The organism is Citrobacter sp. Cm038 (assembly GCF_030333105.1).
GTDB classification, from domain to species: Bacteria; Pseudomonadota; Gammaproteobacteria; order Enterobacterales; family Enterobacteriaceae; genus Citrobacter; species Citrobacter murliniae.
The window spans coordinates 62666-80930 of the sequence record NZ_JAOWGO010000016.1 but is presented as its reverse complement, the minus strand read 5'-3'; the positions used below and the strand labels follow the sequence as shown (position 1 = coordinate 80930).

Genomic DNA, 18265 nt, shown 5'->3' with positions numbered 1-18265 from the left:
ATCTCAGAACCGTTAGGGTCTGGGCAAGAAACTTGACGAGCTTTGCAGATAGTCAAAGAACCATCTGATGATGAAACTGAACTGCGGGATCAACTGTGACTTGCTCCAGTCTTCACTTTTCGACACACCGGTAAACGTATCGAGAAAAAACAGAATGGCGGCGACGATCAACGCTCCTCGCAGAGCACCAAAGCAGATCCCCAACACCCTGTCGGTACCCGACAGGCCTGTTTTCTCCACCAGTTGGCCTATCACAAAATTAACGATAGCGCCGACGATAAGTGTCGCGATAAACAGTATCGCGATAGCAATCCCATTTCGAACCAGTTCGTCTTCAAAGCCCGTAAACCAGACAGACAGGTAAGTGTAGTAATGGCTGGCGACAAAGAAAGCACAACCCCAAGTCACCAACGATAATGCTTCACGAACAAAGCCACGGATCAGGCTAACCAGACAGGAAAAACCAATCACCGCGATAATGGCGTAATCAATCCAGACCATAAGTGTCCCACGATTTTACGCCCTGTCGTCCTGTTCGGGGCGCATTCTAACAGAAAAAGAAAACGTTTGCGTAGGGATTTCCTTTCCACGCGTAAATAAAAATGGCGCTGAAAAAATCTTCAACGCCATCGAACTTTTTGCCTCTTCGGGCACTGCCGGATGGCGGTGCAAGCACCTTATCCGGCTCACAACACAGCAACACTGTAAGCCTGCCAGCACACCGCCATCAGGCACAATCCCGTGCAGGATAGCGATGCTGGCACCACGGTTTAGTTCGGGGTGTAACCCATCACGACCCCACTCAAACCGGAGATCTTTTGCAGTTCGCCGAGCGAGTTTTTCAGCTTATCTCTGGAGGCGTCAGGCCCGACAAGAATGCGGGTTATTTTACCCTGTACTGGCGTTGACGGGGAAGTATATACCCGGAAGCCAGCTCCCCGAAGTTTACCAACGATCTCATTGACCTTATCGGCGTTTTTCAGCGCACCGAGTTGCACGACGTACGCTTTCCCGGTTGGGGCCGGAGCCTCCGCAACTGCTGGTTTAGGCGTTGGCGCAGGTGCAGGTGCGGGTGCAACAGGCTGTGGTTGCGGCTTCGGTTTTGGTTTCGGCTGTTCGACAGGCGCAGGTATGGGATCAAACTCCGCACTGTTTGCCGCAGTCAGGCGTGACGGATCCAGTGACGGCGCAGCAGCATCACCTGCACGCACCTCTTCTGCCGCGCCTTCTGGCGGTTGCGTCGGCAGCGCCTGCGTTGCCGCAGGCATCATGTCTGGCTCATCGCGATCGCCAGGTTTAGGCACCAGAGGGATCGCCGCAAACTCATCCTGATAATGTTTTTTTTGCCCGTCAAGCAACCCGGGAAGCACAATCACCCCAAGCGCCACCAGCACAATTGTGCCAACTAATCGATTCTGAAACTTACTCGCCACCGCTTCTCCCCACGTCTATCACTTCCATGACATGTGCGACAGTGTGAAACGATCCACACACCAACACGGTATCTTCTGGTTTTGCATCTGCCAGCGCAGCATGCCATGCCTGAGCAACGCTGCCATAGGCTTCGCCTTTGCCCAAATGCTCCAGCAGTTGTTCTGCTGTCGCGCCCCGCGGACCTTCCAGGGGAGCACAATACCAGGCGTCAACCACGCTTTTCAACCAGGCCAGCGTACCTGCAATATCTTTATCATGTAGCATACCGATAACCGCCAGTACGCGCCCGTTTTTCACTAACTTTTTCAGACACCCGGTCAGATATTCCGCCGCATGAGGATTATGGGCGACATCAAAAATAACACGTGGCGACTCGCTCACAATCTGGAAGCGTCCCGGCAAAATAGCCAACTCGATACCTTCACGAATCGCCTGCTCGCTCACATTAAGTCCACTTGCCCGCAGGGCAGCCAGTGCAGTTGCGGCATTTGGTTGTGGAACCTGTGGTAACGGCAGGTGCGCCAGCGTACCGTGACAGTCCGTAAAGGACCAGTCATTGTCCGTTACAGCATAGCGCCAGTCCACGCCATATCGTTGCAAATTCGCTCCGGTCTCTTGCGCGACATCTGCAATGGTGTAAGGCATTTCAGGTTCGCCAACAATAGCCGGTTTTTCGGCACGGAAAATGCCGGCCTTCTCACGACCAATACTTTCACGATCAGGTCCCAGCCAGTCAGTATGGTCGAGCGCAATACTGGTAACCACCGCGACATCAGCATCGACAATATTCGTGGCATCCAGACGCCCACCCAGGCCAACCTCCAGAATCACCACATCAAGCTGTGCCTGTTTGAACAGCCACAGCGCCGACAGCGTGCCATATTCAAAATAGGTCAGGGAAATGTCACCGCGTGCGGCTTCAATCTCAGCAAATGAGGCTGTGTGGGCCGCTTCCGGTAACTCATTTCCCTGCACACGAACACGTTCTGTGTAGCGCACCAGATGGGGAGAGCTGTACACACCGACTTTATATCCGGCTGCCGTCAGTACGGACTCCAGCGTGCGGCAGGTTGTACCCTTACCGTTGGTTCCCGCCACCGTGAAGATGAATGGAGCCGGTTTAAGAATACCCAGCCGCGCCGCAACCTGGCTGACACGCTCAAGGCCCAAATCGATGGTTTTACTGTGCAGGTTTTCCAGATAAGAAAGCCACGACGCCAGGGGCGACGTGGCTTGAGGGATACGTTTATTGTCCATGATTTATGTAATTCGCTACGGTGAGAAAAGAAAAAGGCAGCGCCGACCGGCCCTGCCCTTTTATACTCGTCGCCTTTCAAGTTGCAGGGATATTGGCTGCACTCGCTCACCCGAATCACTTACTAGTGTAAGTTCATCGGAATTCACTCTCTTGCCGCCTTCCTGCAACTCGAAATCCATAGAGTAAACTATCAGGCCTCTGATTCCTGATCGGGTACCGGAGGTACCACCACGCCTTCACGTGGCTCATCCGGATTCGGCGCAGGAAGATTCATTAGCTTCGCCAGGATGCTCGCCAGTTTCAGGCGCATTTCCGGGCGGCGAACGATCATATCGATAGCGCCTTTTTCAATCAGGAACTCACTGCGCTGGAATCCCGGCGGCAATTTCTCACGTACGGTTTGCTCGATAACACGCGGACCAGCAAAGCCGATCAGTGCTTTCGGTTCAGCAACGTTGAGATCGCCCAACATCGCGAAGCTTGCTGAAACCCCACCCATGGTTGGGTCGGTCAGTACAGAGATGTACGGTAAACCACGTTCCTGCATTTTCGCCAGTGCAGCAGAGGTTTTTGCCATCTGCATCAGTGACATCAGCGCTTCCTGCATACGCGCACCGCCGGAAGCGGAGAAGCAGATCAGCGGGCAGTTGTCTTCCAGCGCCTGTTCAACGGCACGGACAAAACGGGCACCAACCACAGACCCCATGGAACCGCCCATAAAAGCGAATTCGAATGCTGCAGCAACGACCGGCATACCGTGAAGTGTACCTTTCATTACCACCAGCGCATCTTTCTCGCCGGTTTCTTTCTGCGCAGAAGCCAGTCTGTCTTTGTATTTCTTGGAATCACGAAACTTCAGCACGTCTTTCGGCTCAAGCTCGCTACCCAGTTCCACAAGAGAACCTTCATCTAACAGGCTATGCAGGCGATTGCGCGCCGACATGCGCATATGATGGTCACACTTCGGACAGACCTCAAGATTACGTTCCAGCTCAGCACGGTATAAAACCTGACCGCAGCTATCACACTTGGTCCACACCCCTTCAGGAATGCTTGCCTTGCGGGTGGGAGTAATGTTGCTTTTAATTCGTTCAATCCAGCTCATTGGTGACCTTTCTGCCTGAACCTTAGTCAGCTTTGTTATAAGGGGCGCATAATGCCATTTTTGCCCCCAACAGACCATGAATGTTGCACATTAAAACATAACAGCCCGAAACTTTGGATAAAAAAGTGGTCGAACCGCTGAGTTACTTTCTATTTTGCAGCACGTGACGCAGCACGCTTGTGACGAATCACTTCAATAACGCCGGGCAATACGGAGAGGACGATAATCGCCACAATCAATAATTTCAGGTTCTCCTGTACCACCGGCAGATCGCCAAACAGATAGCCTGCATAGGTAAACAGCAATACCCACAGCAGCGCGCCTGCGACGTTATACATTGCAAAATGGCGGTAGGACATATGCCCCATACCTGCCACAAACGGCGCAAATGTACGCACGATAGGGACAAAACGCGCCAAAATAATTGTTTTGCCACCATGACGTGCATAAAACGCATGGGTTTTATCCAGGTAGCTGCGGCGAAAAATTTTGGAATTCGGATTGCTAAAAAGTTTTTCGCCGAACAGTCGACCGATAGTGTAGTTCACCGCATCGCCAACAATCGCCGCCACAATCATTAACGCCACCATCAGATGAACATTCAAATCATTGGTTGGCAACGCAGAGAGCGCTCCGGCGACAAACAGCAGAGAATCGCCCGGCAGGAACGGCGTCACTACTAGTCCTGTTTCACAAAACAGAATCAGAAACAGAATGGCGTAAACCCAAACACCGTATTCCGCTACCAGTTCAGCCAAATGCACATCTATGTGCAGGATAAAATCGATCAGAAAGTAAATCAGGTCCATATTTATGCCTTTTACGACTCGAATTAGTCCGCCAGGAACAGCGGGCCCATTGGCGGTTTAGGCAGGTCAAACCGATCTGGATAATCTACCGCAACCAGATACAGTCCTTCCGCCTTCGCCGTTGCCGCTGCCAGCGTTCTGTCCTTCGCCGCTAACAACTCTGCTATCCAGCTCTCCGGCTGGTTGTGGGCACCTACTTCCATCAGGCTACCGACAATATTCCTGACCATATGATGTACAAAGGCATTTGCTTTGATATCGACCACCACATATGGGCCGTGACGCGTGACGTTGATGTGCATCACGTTGCGCCACGGTGTGCGCGACTGGCACTGCACTGCCCGAAACGAAGTGAAATCATTCTCACCAATCAGACACTGAGCCGCACGATGCATACGTTCAGCATCCAGCGGTTCATAGTAATGCGTCACACCGTTCCCCAGAACCGCCGGGCGTAACCGATGATTGTAGATGATGTAGCGATAACGGCGAGCCGTGGCGCTAAATCGTGCATGAAAATCATCCGGCACAGCCTTCACCCAGCGCACGGCAATGTCACCAGGTAAATTCGCATTTACACCCAGTGTCCATGCCGCATCTTTACGTTGCGCGGTGGTTTCAAAATGCACCACCTGCCCCGTTCCATGAACGCCTGCATCCGTTCGCCCCGCACAAAATACATTAATGCGTTCATTGGCGACTTGTGAGAGCGCTTTTTCCAGTTTTTCCTGAACGCTACGCACTTCGTTCTGGCGCTGCCAGCCATAATATTTGCTGCCATCATACTCTATACCCAGCGCAATTTTATGTGTTGGCAGTTGTTGCAGGTCAGACATTAGTACAGATACTCCTGCACCAGTTTTTCAGCAATTTTTACCGACATTAACGCGCCACCAAAGCGCACATTATCGGCTACAGACCAGAACTGAATCTGCTCCGGCATACCATAATCGTTATGTACGCAGCCGACCGAAAGATGGGGAGTACCAGAAGCATCGCCAACCTGAGTAGGATAATCCGTCTCTTCCGACAGAACGATGTCTTCGCCGCGGGTAAACGCATCACGAGCCTCTTCTGCCGCCAGCGGCCGCAGGGCTTCAAAGTTCACCATTTGTGCATGGCCGTAAAACACTGGCGACTGCACTATGCTTGCGGAGACCAGCAGACCATCGTCCTGCATAATTTTCCGCACTTCATCGACGATCCGACGTTCTTCACGCACGCTGCCTTCACGATCCGGCAGTAATGGCAACATATTGAACGCCAGTTGACGCCCGAAGAAATCATCGTCATCGACAGGGATCCCGTTGAGCAGCTTCGCACTCTGCCCTGCCAGCGCATCCACCGCCTTTTTACCGCGTGCAGAAGCTGAAATAATATTGGTGACCGTTATACGAGAAAGCCCACCGTCATCAATCAGTGGTTTCAGCGCAGTCAGCAACTGGCTGGTCAGACTATCCGGGACGGCAATCACATTGCGGTTGCGATAATCCGCCAGTACGAACGGGTTAACATCCGGTACGACCAGCGGGACATCCGGCTCAAGAGCAAACAGCCCGCTACTGTCAATAACCAGGCAACCTGAGTTGGTTGCTTCTTCCACCCACGCGGCTGTTGCCTCCACTCCAGCAACAAAAAATGCCAGTTGCGCTTGTGTCCAGTCAAAATCAGCAACATCCTGAACAACGATCGATTTACCATTAAAACGCAGGTGCTCACCGGCGCTTTCGTTACGTGCCAGCGCATAAATCTCACCGACCGGGAACTGGCGTTCAGCCAGTGTATCGAGCAGGGCTTCGCCGACGGCGCCCGTTGCGCCCAGAATGGCAATATTCCAGCCTTCAGACATGGTGATTTACTCCAGAAATACATAAGCGTCCCTGTCGTATTATTCGACAGGGAGCATTAAGAAGACATTAATGTGCCGGGTGATGAACAGCGTTAAAACCCAGCTTACACAACAAGGTAGCTGCAGCAGCGTCATCACACATTACGTATAAAGACGACCATTCACGGCGCTCAAGGTAATTCTTACGCAGTTTATCAAACTCACCCGGAATTCCAGCGACTTTACGCAGCGGCGCATCATCGCGGCGCACATCATACACTAAATGCACCAGCCTTTTCAGCGTTGGCTGATCTAACGGACCATGCAATGTGATACGACCGAATTCCGGCGCGGGTAACAGGGTGTTCAGCGCTACGTGCTGTTCGCGACCAATAAACTTGCTGTAGGCCTCAAAGACCTGCGTGGTCCCGCGCGCTTTTCCTTCAAGGGTATAACCGGCAATGTGCGCCGTGCCGATGTCGGCTTTCTCCAGCAACGCCACATTCAGATCCGGCTCACCTTCCCAGACGTCCAGCACAACGCTCAACGACTGCCCGGCATTCAGACGATTCAGTAATGCGCCATTATCAATGACCGGCCCACGGCAGGCATTAATCAGGATGGTTCCCGGCTTGAGTCGGCTTATGAGCGCCTCATCAGCCAGATGCAGCGTCTTGTACGGACCGTCTTTAAACAGCGGCGTATGGAAAGTCAGTACATCAGCTTGCTCAACCAGTTCCTCCAGCGAACGAAAGTCGCCCTCATCCCCCCGGTCAGCACGCGGTGGATCGCAAAGCAAAGTACGAATTCCCAATGCTTCCAGTCGCGCTTGCAAACGCGCCCCCACATTACCGACACCCACGATACCTACGGTCCTATCGCGTAATGCAAAACTGTCGCGTTCCGCCAGCATCAACAGCGCAGAAAAGACATATTCAACCACTGCAATGGCATTGCACCCAGGCGCTGCGGAAAAGCCGATCCCCGACTGCGCAAGCCAGGCTTCATCCACATGATCAGTACCTGCAGTTGCCGTCCCGACAAATTTTACGGGTTTTCCGCTGAGCAGTGATTCGTTTACTTTCGTCACCGAGCGCACCATTAAGGCATCCGCATCTTCGAGTTCTGAGACGGGAATCGGGCGACCGGGAACCGCTTTGACCTCCCCCAAACGACTGAACAGTTCGCGGGCATAGGGCATATTTTCATCAACGAGGATTTTCACGTCTTTCGCACCTGTTTGAGAACGAGAGTTAACCGGGCAAGTGTGCCATAATCTCGCCGCCAGGCATACTGCGAGACCTGGTTAGCTCAGATTTAAGGAATAGAGATGATGCAGCCCATTTCTGGTACTCCCGCGCGCCCTCCCGGTGAAGGCCCAAATGCCCCTGCCGTTGCGGGTGAGCAACCGTTATCCACGCAGCAACGTACTGTGCTGGAACGACTTATCACGCGTTTAATTTCACTCACTCAGCAGCAAAGTGCCGAGGTATGGGCTGGAATGAAGCACGATCTGGGGGTCAAAAGTGATACACCGTTGCAGTCGCGTCACTTTCCTGCCGCTGAGCAAAACCTGAACCAACGGCTTGGCATTGCTCAGCAGAATCATGCTAACCGTCAGGTACTGTCACAACTCACAGAATTGCTGAGTCAGGGGAATAATCGCCAGGCTGTGAGTGATTTTATTCGCCAGCAGTACGGACAAACAGCGCTCAGTCAACTCACACCAGAACAGTTAAAAAATGTGCTGACACTGTTACAGCAGGGGCAACTTTCGATCCCGCAGCCACAACAGCGCCCGGCAACCGATCGCCCTTTGCTCCCGGCAGAGCACAACACGTTGAATCAACTGGTGACAAAACTGGCTGCGGCCACCGGAGAATCCGGCAAGCTAATCTGGCAATCCATGCTGGAACTGTCCGGCGTAAAAAGCGGAGAACTGATCCCCGCGAAGCAGTTCACCCATCTGGTGACCTGGCTGCAAGCGCGTCAGACGCTAAGCCTGCAAAATGCACCAACGTTGCAAACGCTTCAGGCAGCGTTGAAACAACCGCTGGAACCGAATGAGTTCGCGGCGATAAAAGACTACGCGCAGCAGACCTGGCAGATCCAACCGCAAACAATTTTGACCACTGTGCAGGTACAGGATTTGCTCAATCAGATCTTCTTGCGGCGCGTAGAGCGGGACAAAGAATTAAACGATCCTCGACATCTTCAGCCGATTTACAGCCCGTTCGCACCGGTGATTGAAAACATTAAATCACTGTCGGCGCGACCGGGACTGATGTTTGTGGCGTTGATGATTGCATTAGCCATTTTCTGGCTCGTCACTTAACCTTTTCGCAAGGTAAGCAGCGTAACGACAATTCCGACCACCGCGGAAATCGCCCCGGCAAGAAATACCGAGGGATAGCCATAAGCGGTGGCCAGAACCCCAGCTAAAGGACCGCTTACGCCGTAGGAGATATCCTGGAATGCGGCGTAACCACCCAGCGCCGTACCACGAACCTGTGCAGGAACACGCTTCACGACCTCCACACCCAGTGCCGGGAAAATGAGCGAACACCCTGCCCCGGTTAATGCCGCCCCCAACAAAGCAAACCAGGCCGTTGGTGCCAGCCACAGCAGTACCAGACCCGCTGTTTCAACTAGCAAAGAGACAACCGCGACCTTAACCCCGCCAAACCTGTCCGGCATCCAGCCAAACAGAATACGCATCAGCACAAAAGCACCACCAAACGCGGTCAGGGTGAATCCTGCCATGGTCCAGCCGTTGCTGACAAAATAGAGGGAGATAAAGGTGCCAATCACCGCAAAACCAACGCCTTGTAGCGCCAGACCCACACCAGGTTTCCAGATAAGCCCCACAACGCTCCACAAAGAAGGCCGTTCTCCAGCGTGAGCAGGCACTTTACGGACGGTACCGTTGAATGCCCATGCCAGCAGCGGTAATGCCATCGTGGTTCCCGCCAGCGCGGCGAAACCAAAGTGGCTGTGGATCAGCAGCCCCAACGGTGCACCGGCGGCCAGTGCGCCGTAAATCGCCATCCCGTTCCACGACATCACCTTACCAGAACGCGTTGGCCCAACCAGCCCCAGCCCCCAGGTCAGGGTTCCGGTAAGTAACTGGCTTTCACCAAAACCGAGGATCAGACGTCCCACAATTAACAACGCGAACTTAACGGGAACAGAGACTGGTAATAGCGCAGCCAATAGCCACGCCGCGCCCGCCAGCGCACAGGCAAACATCCCCTGTAGCGCAGAACGTTTGGCACCATACTGATCGGCTAACCGTCCCGCGTAACCACGCGTTAATACCGTCGCCAGAAACTGAACGCCCACAGCAATGCCAACCATGGTGTTGCCATAGCCCAACTCATGGTGGACAAACAGCGGGATGACAGGCAAAGGCAGGCCGACCGTCATATAGGTCAGGAAAACTGCAAAAGCGATACGAAATAGCGAAACATTCGCCGAAGATGTTTTTTCTTGTTGGGTTACTGCTGTCATGCGTTACTCCAGAATGCAGAGTAAGGCGAGGAAATGCCACGCCCCCTCTACCTGACTATCAGGATTAAGGTGCGTTGGATAACGTTAAACGCTTACGCATTATCATGAGGATAATGTTGAGCGGGGAGTCTGCCTGTAAATTGCCCCCATTGTCAATGCCATAAAAAAGGGAGCCTGTTGGCTCCCTTTTAACCCGATCAGCGAAACGCCATCAGGCAATGACTGGTGTTAGTACCAGACTTACGCTTTCAGCTTACGCATCACCAGCGTGGCGTTAGTCCCGCCAAAGCCGAAGCTGTTGGACATAACGGTAGTCAGTTCTTGCTCAGTCGGCTTGGTTACGATGTTCAGACCAGCAGCTTGTTCGTCCAGCTCTTCAATGTTGATGCTTGGCGCGATAAAGCCATGTTCCAGCATCAGCAGAGAGTAAATAGCTTCCTGCACACCCGCAGCACCCAGGGAGTGACCGGTCATTGCTTTGGTTGCAGAGATTGCCGGGCTGTGATCGCCGAACACTTCACGGATTGCACCCAGCTCTTTCACGTCGCCTACCGGAGTAGAAGTACCGTGTGAGTTCAGGTAGTCGATTGGTGTATCAACGCCGTGCATCGCCATCTGCATGCAGCGCACTGCGCCTTCACCTGACGGAGCAACCATGTCTGCGCCATCAGAAGTTGCGCCGTAACCGACGATTTCCGCGTAGATGTGTGCGCCACGAGCCAGAGCGTGTTCCAGCTCTTCGACAACAACCATACCGCCGCCGCCTGCGATAACGAAACCATCGCGGCTTGCATCATAAGTACGGGACGCTTTGTCCGGAGAGTCGTTGTATTTGGTAGACAGCGCGCCCATTGCGTCGAATTCGCACGCCATTTCCCAGCACAGCTCTTCGCCGCCGCCAGCAAAAACGATGTCCTGCTTGCCCAATTGAATTTGTTCAACAGCGTTGCCGATACAATGTGCAGACGTCGCACAGGCAGAGCTGATGGAGTAGTTTACGCCGTGGATTTTGAACGGTGTTGCGAGGCAGGCAGAAACGCCGGATGCCATCGCTTTAGTCACCACATACGGACCAACGGCTTTCAGACCACGCGGGCTACGCATTGCGTCAGCGCCGAAGACCTGAAAACGCGGGGAGCCGCCGCCAGAACCTGCAATCAGGCCAACGCGCGGGTTGTTCTGGTAAACTTCTGCAGAGAGGCCAGCATCAGCAACTGCCTGCTCCATAGAAAGGAATGCATAGATGGATGCGTCGCTCATAAAGCGCACAACTTTGCGGTCAATGAGGCCAGTGGTATCCAGTTTTACGTTGCCCCAAACGTGGCTACGCATGCCGGAGTCCTTCAGCTCCTGAGAGAAAGTGATCCCTGAACGTCCTTCACGCAGAGATGCCAGGACTTCCTGCTGGTTATTACCGATGCTGGAAACGATGCCCAAGCCAGTAATCACTGCACGTTTCATTCAATACCTCTGTAGTTCGCACTATTTTAAAGTTTCGAGTGGCACAATAGCGTACACTTGTACGCCGAACAAGTCCGATCAGCCATTTAATGTGGAAATTTGCGCAGTCAGGCACTCATCGTTAAGATCGGGACACAGCCTGCCAGACGAGTAACTTACGTGAAACAATACGCTATACAACCTGCCGACCTCGAATTCAACGCTGAGGGTACACCTGTTTCCCGAGATTTTGACGATGTCTATTTTTCTAACGATAACGGGCTGGAAGAAACTCGTTATGTTTTTCTCGGCGGTAATCATCTCGCAGAACGATTTCCCACTCATTCACGGCAATTATTTGTAGTAGCAGAAAGTGGTTTTGGTACCGGACTTAACTTCCTGACGCTATGGCAGGCATTCGCCACTTTTCGCGACGCACATCCTGACGCTATCCTGGAAAGGTTACATTTCATCAGTTTTGAAAAATTTCCTCTGACGCGTGAAGATCTGGCCTTAGCCCATCAACACTGGCCTGAACTCGCACCATGGGCAACAGCGTTACAGGAGCAGTGGCCACTACCACTGGCGGGTTGCCATCGGCTGCTTCTTGATGAGGGGCGAATTACGTTGGATCTCTGGTTTGGCGATATTAACCAACTCATCAATACACTGGATGAATCTTTGAATCAGCAGGTCGATGCCTGGTTTCTGGATGGGTTCGCGCCGGCAAAAAACCCTGATATGTGGACGCCAACGCTGTTTAACGCAATGGCCAGACTGGCTCGCCCTGGCGGCACGCTGGCGACCTTTACCTCCGCTGGTTTTGTACGTCGTGGGTTGCAGGAAGCAGGTTTCAGCATGCGTAAATGCAAAGGTTTCGGTCGCAAACGCGAAATGTTATGTGGGGTTATGGAGCAAAATATTGCCCCCCCTTCCCCGGCGCCGTGGTTTGCACGCACAGGTACTAAAAAACGTGAAACGGCTATTATTGGCGGAGGTATTGCCAGCGCCTTGCTGTCGCTGGCTCTGTTGCGTCGCGGCTGGCAAGTGACGCTCTATTGTGCTGACGACAAACCAGCACAAGGCGCTTCTGGCAATCGTCAGGGGGCGCTCTATCCTTTGCTCAATAAACATGATGCGGCTATTAATCTTTTTTTCCCTGCTGCCTTTACCTTCGCACGACGTTTGTATGACGCGCTACCCGTAGATTTCGCACACGACTGGTGCGGGGTGACTCAGTTAGCCTGGGATGAGAAAAGCCAACAGAAAATCACCCAAATACTGTCACTTGACTTACCCGACGCACTCGCGGTCGCGGTTGATGCAAAACAGATCCTGCAAACGGTGGGCGTGGATACCGAATGTGATGGCATTCAGTATCCTGCCGGAGGATGGCTGTGTCCTGCGCAGTTAACTGCTGCTGTGCTGGACTATGCCACAACGCTGGGATTACGCACGCACTACCAGCACGATCTGGTTTCACTGTCGCATCAGGCGGATAGCTGGCAGTTGCAGTTCGCTACTGGCGAAACCGCTACGCACGAAGCGGTGGTGCTGGCAAATGGCCACCGCATTAACCGCTTTAATCAGACGCAGCCGTTACCGGTTTATTCCGTTGGCGGTCAGGTGAGCCATATTCCTACCTCGCCTTCACTCTCTGCTCTGCGTCAGGTGCTGTGCTACGACGGCTATCTCACACCGCAAAATCCGGTGAATCAGCATCATTGTATCGGGGCGAGCTATCATCGCGGTTGTGAAGAGACGGTTTATCGCGAGGACGATCAGCAACAAAATCGCCAGCGTTTAATCAACTGTTTGCCAAATGCCGGATGGGTGAAAGAGGTGGATATCAGTGACAATGCCGCCCGCTGTGGCGTTCGCTGCGCCACACGCGATCACTTACCGATGGTCGGCAATGTACCGGACTATCACGCCACGCTCAGTCAGTACGCACATCTTGCAGAAGACAAAGAGACTGCTGCGAGTGCGCCAGTTTACCCTGACTTATTTATGCTGGGCGCACTGGGTTCGCGAGGACTGTGTACCGCCCCGCTGTGCGCAGAAATCCTTGCGGCGCAAATGAGTCATGAACCTATCCCGATGGATGCAGGAACTCTGGCTGCGTTAAATCCGAATCGTTTATGGGTGAGAAAATTATTGAAGGGAAAAGCAATAAAGTCATGAGGTAATGATTGTGCCGGATAAGACACTCCTGCGTCAGCATCCGGCACAATCCACCGTAAATTATTTTACTGTGGCCTTCTGGAACAGAGCATCCCACATCTCTTTCACTAGCGCCTGGTCACGAGGCGAGAGTTCGCCAGCACCGATAGCTTTTTCCAGGCTGCTGGTGACATTGGCGTACAATGCCTCAGCGGAATGGTCCTCGCCACCGTCCAGTTCAGCAACGGCCAGCGTCAGGTGCCCACGCAAATACCCACTGGCAAAAAGCTCATCATCGCTGGCGTGCTCTACCATATCGTCGATTAATGCCAGAATGCGTGATTCAAACTCCGCGATCATCTTCTTTCCTCATTGTAAACGTGGCATCGGCTTCAGTTGAGCGCTTCGGGCCACGGGAATTGTTCCGCCTTAAGCTCAGGCGTGTGATAATAATTTTGTAACGCTTTAATGAAGCGCGCCGGACGTTCGGGGATCCCCTTTTCCAGATACTCCATCACCTGGGCATGAACACGACGCTGGAATACCACGCGATCCGGCTCAAAGTCCCCTTCCAGGTTGTCGCAACTGACGTTAAACGGATACCCCGCCGCCATGCAAAACAACCAGTCAAATGCCTGTGGCTTCACTTCTACATCTTCAAACTGACACTGTGTTTTCGCATCCCGCCCGTCCGGGCAGTACCAGTAACCAAAATCAACCAGCTCACGACGCGCTTTTCCAGCAATACACCAGTGTGAAATTTCGTGTAACGCGCTGGCGTAAAAACCATGGGCGAAAACAATACGGTGATACGGTAATTCCGCATCAGCTGGAAGATAGATGGGTTCATCGTCGCCTTTAATCAGACGGGTATTAAATTCATCGGCAAAGCAGCCGTTAAAAATATCAATTAACTGTTGGTAGTGATGGGTATTGTTCATTAGTTCATCCCCAGCCAGTGGAGAATCTCCTGTCCATGATTATCGTAAATTAGCTTGGCACTCATCACTGCAGAGACAATGACGATCATTGGTCGAATGAGCTTCTGTCCCTTACTAAGCACCAGTCGAGATCCCATCCGCGCACCAAGAAACTGGCCGATAAGCATCACAAAACCGGTCGCCCAAATCACTTTGCCGCCAAGGGCGAACAGTAACAGCCCACCGAGATTAGAGGTGGCATTGAGTACTTTGGCATGCGCCGTTGACTTCGCCAGGTTGTAGCCACACAGCATGACGAAGGACAGTGCGTAAAACGACCCGGCTGCCGGCCCAAAGAAGCCATCATAAAAACCGACACAGCCCCCGGCAACCAGTGCAAACGGCAAGCCATAAAGCCGACGCTGCCGGTCTTCTTCGCCCAGTTTAGGCATCATGAGAAAGTAGAGGCCAATACAGAGCACCAGAACCGGCAGGATTTGGCGCAAGATGTCCGACTGCATATGCTGAACCAGCAACGCGCCGCTCATTGAACCGATAAAGGTCATGGCGATATTGAGCTTCTGCTCCGCCAGATTGACCACGCCACGACGAATAAAATAGAGAGATGCGGAGATCGATCCCCCACAGGCCTGAAGCTTATTAGTTGCCAGCGCTTGTGCTGGCGGCATGCCTGCCGCCATTAACGCAGGGATAGTGAGTAAGCCACCGCCCCCCGCCAGCGAGTCAATAAATCCAGCCAGAATTGCCACAAAAAAAAGTACGCCCAACAGCAGCGGAGACACCATAAACAGATCGGCGAAAATATCCATTAGAGTACATGCTCGTCCAATAGCGCCTGGCAGGAAGGCGGCAACGGAGGCGGTGTCTTCTTCTCAGGCTTTGTTGTTCCAGGTTTAGGAGGTTCGAACCAGCTTTGCAGCTCCGCGCCACAGCCATCACCTGGTGGAGGTAAAGGTTGGTCTTCGCACTCAAGACTGTCGGCAGGGCAACGTAACCGCACATGCATATGAGCACGATGCTGGAACCACGGTCGCACTTTACGCAACCAGTCCCGGTCAGTTCCCGCATCCAGACAAAGTTGCTGTTTAATCGCCGGATTCACGAAAATACGCGTTACATCATTATCTTTTGCAGCCAGCCTGATCAGGCTGAAAATCTCCGGCTTCCACAGTGACGATACAACACGTTTACCATCCTGAGAGACCAGATCCAGCGCCTGTGGTCGCAGCAGTTGCGACTGCGTCCAGCGCGTTTTTGGCAGTTGCAGGAAAATATCGACATCCAGTCCTGTCTGGTGACTGGCGTGCCCACCATTGAAACGTCCGCCAGCAGGCATTCCCATATCACCAATTAACACCGTGCCCAGCTCCAGATTATTGGCCTGGGTACTCAGACGCTGAATAAACCTCACCAGATCAGGATGACCGAAATAGCGCCGTTGATCGGTGCGCATCACCTGATAATGTTCTGATTGCACGGGCAGTGTATCTGCCCCGACAATGCAACCATTCGAGAAAGCACCGATCGACTGTGCGCTACCCGCAACCGGGTGGGTAATTTTCTGCCAGGGCGTCGCCGCCAGACAGGCGGAGCTGGCGAACAGAGCCAGTGCCGCAAGTGCCGTTTTTTTCATGTCTTACCAGCGTGGAATGTCAGTCTTCACATCCGCATTTTGCGCCCGCTGACGCAGCAGGTGATCCATCAGTACAATCGCCAACATCGCTTCTGCGATCGGCACTGCGCGGATCCCAACGCACGGATCGTGACGTCCTTTGGTTACCATTTCGACTTCTTCGCCAAATCGGTTAATAGTGCGCCCAGGAACGGTAATACTGGAAGTCGGTTTCAGCGCCATATGTGCAACAATTTGTTGCCCGCTGCTGATCCCCCCCAGGATGCCACCAGCATGGTTGCTCTGGAAACCTTCTTTGGTGATTTCATCACGGTTCTGACTACCACGCAGTGCGACAACGTCAAAACCATCGCCAATCTCCACGCCTTTTACCGCGTTAATGCTCATCAGCGCATGAGCGATGTCTGCATCCAGGCGGTCAAAAACAGGTTCACCGAGGCCCGCTGGCACACCACTGGCGACAACGGTCACTTTTGCCCCGATGGAATCACCCTCTTTTTTAAGCGCGCGCATCAGTTCATCCAGCGCTTCAATTTTATCCGGATCGGGGCAAAAGAACGGGTTAAGTTCCACCTGAGACCAGTCTTTAATCTCCAGGGGAATATCGCCCATCTGGGTCAGACAGCCGCGAATTTCGACACCAAATTTTTCCGCCAGGTATTTTTTGGCTATAGCCCCGGCCGCCACGCGCATCGCCGTTTCGCGAGCGGATGAACGCCCGCCGCCACGGTAATCACGCAAACCGTATTTCTGCTCGTAGGTATAGTCAGCATGACCCGGACGGAAAACATCTTTAATCGCGCCGTAGTCCTGCGAACGCTGATCGGTATTTTCAATCAACAAACCGATGCTGGTCCCGGTGGTTACGCCTTCGAACACGCCAGAGAGGATTTTCACCTGATCCGGCTCACGGCGCTGGGTCGTGTAACGCGAAGTTCCTGGACGGCGTCTGTCGAGATCGTGCTGCAGATCGGCTTCGGTCAGAGAAATACCAGGCGGAACACCATCAACAATACAACCGAGCGCCAGCCCGTGTGATTCGCCGAAGGTCGTTACGCGAAAGAGTTGTCCAATTGTGTTTCCTGCCATCACGGCTCCGTTATGAATGTTGTGTTTGTGCGCGTGTATTAATCTTTATAGATGCTGAAGTGTTCGCGAGCGGCAATCAGCTGCTCTTTAGTCAGCATAAATACGCCGTCACCACCGTTGTCGAATTCCAGCCAGGTAAACGGTACATCCGGGTATTGTTCCATCAGATGTACCATGCTGTTTCCGACTTCACAAATCAGAATACCGTTATCCGACAGGTAGTCTGGGGCGTTACCCAGAATGCGACGGGTAAGTTTCAGCCCATCACTACCGGATGCCAGACCCAGCTCCGGCTCGTGACGATATTCGTTAGGCAGATCGGACATATCTTCTGCGTCGACATACGGTGGGTTGGTCACAATCAGGTCATACTGGACTTTCAACAGGTCGCGGAACAGATCGGAACGGATCGGCGTGACGTGATGGATCAAGCCATGCTCTTCAATATTGTGTTCAGTGACTGCCAGCGCATCAGTGGAAATGTCCACAGCATCCACTTCAGCTTCCGGGAAGGCATACGCACAGGCGATAGCAATACAACCACTGCCGGTACACATATCCAGAATATGCTGCGGCTGTTCGTTGATAAGACCAGCAAAGCGATTGTTGATAAGCTCGCCAATCGGTGAGCGAGGAACCAACACGCGTTCATCGACATAGAATTCATGTCCACAGAACCAGGCTTTGTTGGTCAGGTAAGCAACCGGGATACGTTCGTTGACGCGACGAATAACACGCTCAACAATACGGTGGCGCTCGCTGGAAGTCAGACGCGCAGTACGCATATCTTCAGGAATATCCAGCGGCAGGTAAAGAGACGGCAGCACCAGCTGTACCGCCTCATCCCATGGATTATCCGTGCCATGGCCATACCAGATATTCGCCGCGCTAAAACGGCTGACCGCCCAGCGCAACATGTCCTGAATGGTATGCAGTTCACTCACTGCTTCATCAACGAAAATTTTATCCACGTATTCCTCCAGGGCATGCTCGCATTAAATTCGGCGGCTAGTTTGCCACGAAGACGGCGATAAATCAGCATTCACACAGAGCCT

Annotated in this window: 18 protein-coding genes; 2 read left to right on the top strand and 16 right to left on the bottom strand. The window is 53.0% G+C overall.

What is annotated here, in order from left to right; translation table 11 throughout:
* Window positions 1-12 precede the first annotated feature (12 nt).
* The 8 genes from cvpA to pdxB form a co-directional block, all read right to left on the bottom strand.
* Complete coding sequence (gene cvpA, locus OGY01_RS02695; RefSeq protein WP_045445679.1) at window positions 13-501, bottom strand: colicin V production protein; 489 nt, start codon at window positions 499-501, stop codon at window positions 13-15.
* Between the two features lie 269 nt (window positions 502-770).
* A complete protein-coding gene (gene dedD / locus OGY01_RS02690; protein ID WP_045445682.1) occupies window positions 771-1433 on the bottom strand; it encodes a cell division protein DedD in 663 nt (220 codons plus the stop codon).
* Entirely contained in the window at window positions 1423-2691 is a 1269-nt protein-coding gene (gene folC / locus OGY01_RS02685) for a bifunctional tetrahydrofolate synthase/dihydrofolate synthase (protein WP_045445685.1), read from the bottom strand. The genes dedD and folC overlap by 11 nt, the downstream gene beginning before the upstream one ends.
* A 191-nt stretch (window positions 2692-2882) precedes the next feature.
* Entirely contained in the window at window positions 2883-3797 is a 915-nt protein-coding gene (accD, locus tag OGY01_RS02680; protein ID WP_045445687.1) for an acetyl-CoA carboxylase, carboxyltransferase subunit beta, read from the bottom strand.
* Between the two features lie 149 nt (window positions 3798-3946).
* Window positions 3947-4606 (bottom strand): DedA family protein, encoded by a 660-nt coding sequence (locus tag OGY01_RS02675; protein WP_045445690.1) that lies wholly within the window; start codon window positions 4604-4606, stop codon window positions 3947-3949.
* 23 nt (window positions 4607-4629) lie between these two features.
* The gene (truA, locus tag OGY01_RS02670) at window positions 4630-5442 is read right to left on the bottom strand and encodes a tRNA pseudouridine(38-40) synthase TruA (protein WP_045445694.1); all 813 of its coding nucleotides are present in this window, start codon (window positions 5440-5442) and stop codon (window positions 4630-4632) included.
* Entirely contained in the window at window positions 5442-6455 is a 1014-nt protein-coding gene (locus OGY01_RS02665; protein ID WP_045445697.1) for an aspartate-semialdehyde dehydrogenase, read from the bottom strand. Before OGY01_RS02665 ends, truA begins: the two co-directional genes overlap by 1 nt.
* Before the next feature lie 67 nt (window positions 6456-6522).
* The gene (gene pdxB, locus OGY01_RS02660; protein WP_048220973.1) at window positions 6523-7659 is read right to left on the bottom strand and encodes a 4-phosphoerythronate dehydrogenase PdxB; all 1137 of its coding nucleotides are present in this window, start codon (window positions 7657-7659) and stop codon (window positions 6523-6525) included.
* Window positions 7660-7767: 108 nt separating this feature from the next.
* Between pdxB and flk the strand changes: the two genes are divergently transcribed.
* Window positions 7768-8769 (top strand): flagella biosynthesis regulator Flk, encoded by a 1002-nt coding sequence (gene flk, locus OGY01_RS02655; RefSeq protein ID WP_048222582.1) that lies wholly within the window; start codon window positions 7768-7770, stop codon window positions 8767-8769.
* Here the strand turns inward: flk and OGY01_RS02650 are convergent.
* Window positions 8766-9944, bottom strand: coding sequence for an MFS transporter (locus OGY01_RS02650; RefSeq protein WP_045445703.1), 1179 nt, complete (start codon window positions 9942-9944; stop codon window positions 8766-8768). The genes flk and OGY01_RS02650 overlap by 4 nt on opposite strands.
* A gap of 240 nt (window positions 9945-10184) precedes the next feature.
* Window positions 10185-11405, bottom strand: a complete 1221-nt coding sequence (gene fabB, locus OGY01_RS02645; RefSeq protein WP_045445705.1) for a beta-ketoacyl-ACP synthase I — start codon at window positions 11403-11405, stop codon at window positions 10185-10187.
* 159 nt (window positions 11406-11564) lie between these two features.
* Here fabB and mnmC point away from each other — a divergent pair, with 159 nt between their 5' ends.
* On the top strand, window positions 11565-13568 hold the full coding sequence (mnmC, locus tag OGY01_RS02640; protein WP_286492345.1) for a bifunctional tRNA (5-methylaminomethyl-2-thiouridine)(34)-methyltransferase MnmC2/FAD-dependent 5-carboxymethylaminomethyl-2-thiouridine(34) oxidoreductase MnmC1: 2004 nt from the start codon (window positions 11565-11567) through the stop codon (window positions 13566-13568).
* Window positions 13569-13628: 60 nt separating this feature from the next.
* On the opposite strand, the gene OGY01_RS02635 is transcribed toward mnmC, so the two are convergent.
* From OGY01_RS02635 to prmB, 6 genes are read right to left on the bottom strand one after another with little or no spacing between them, the layout of a single operon-like run.
* On the bottom strand, window positions 13629-13907 hold the full coding sequence (locus tag OGY01_RS02635) for a YfcL family protein (protein ID WP_045445709.1): 279 nt from the start codon (window positions 13905-13907) through the stop codon (window positions 13629-13631).
* A 32-nt stretch (window positions 13908-13939) separates the two neighbouring features.
* On the bottom strand, window positions 13940-14488 hold the full coding sequence (locus tag OGY01_RS02630) for an elongation factor P hydroxylase (protein WP_045445711.1): 549 nt from the start codon (window positions 14486-14488) through the stop codon (window positions 13940-13942).
* A complete protein-coding gene (locus tag OGY01_RS02625) occupies window positions 14488-15297 on the bottom strand; it encodes a sulfite exporter TauE/SafE family protein (RefSeq protein ID WP_045445713.1) in 810 nt (269 codons plus the stop codon). Before OGY01_RS02625 ends, OGY01_RS02630 begins: the two co-directional genes overlap by 1 nt.
* A complete protein-coding gene (mepA, locus tag OGY01_RS02620; RefSeq protein WP_045445715.1) occupies window positions 15297-16121 on the bottom strand; it encodes a penicillin-insensitive murein endopeptidase in 825 nt (274 codons plus the stop codon). The genes OGY01_RS02625 and mepA overlap by 1 nt, the downstream gene beginning before the upstream one ends.
* A gap of 3 nt (window positions 16122-16124) precedes the next feature.
* Window positions 16125-17210: a chorismate synthase gene (gene aroC / locus OGY01_RS02615; RefSeq protein ID WP_045445717.1), complete on the bottom strand. Its 1086-nt coding sequence runs from the start codon at window positions 17208-17210 to the stop codon at window positions 16125-16127.
* 38 nt (window positions 17211-17248) lie between these two features.
* Window positions 17249-18181, bottom strand: a complete 933-nt coding sequence (prmB, locus tag OGY01_RS02610) for a 50S ribosomal protein L3 N(5)-glutamine methyltransferase (RefSeq protein WP_045445719.1) — start codon at window positions 18179-18181, stop codon at window positions 17249-17251.
* Window positions 18182-18265 lie beyond the last annotated feature (84 nt).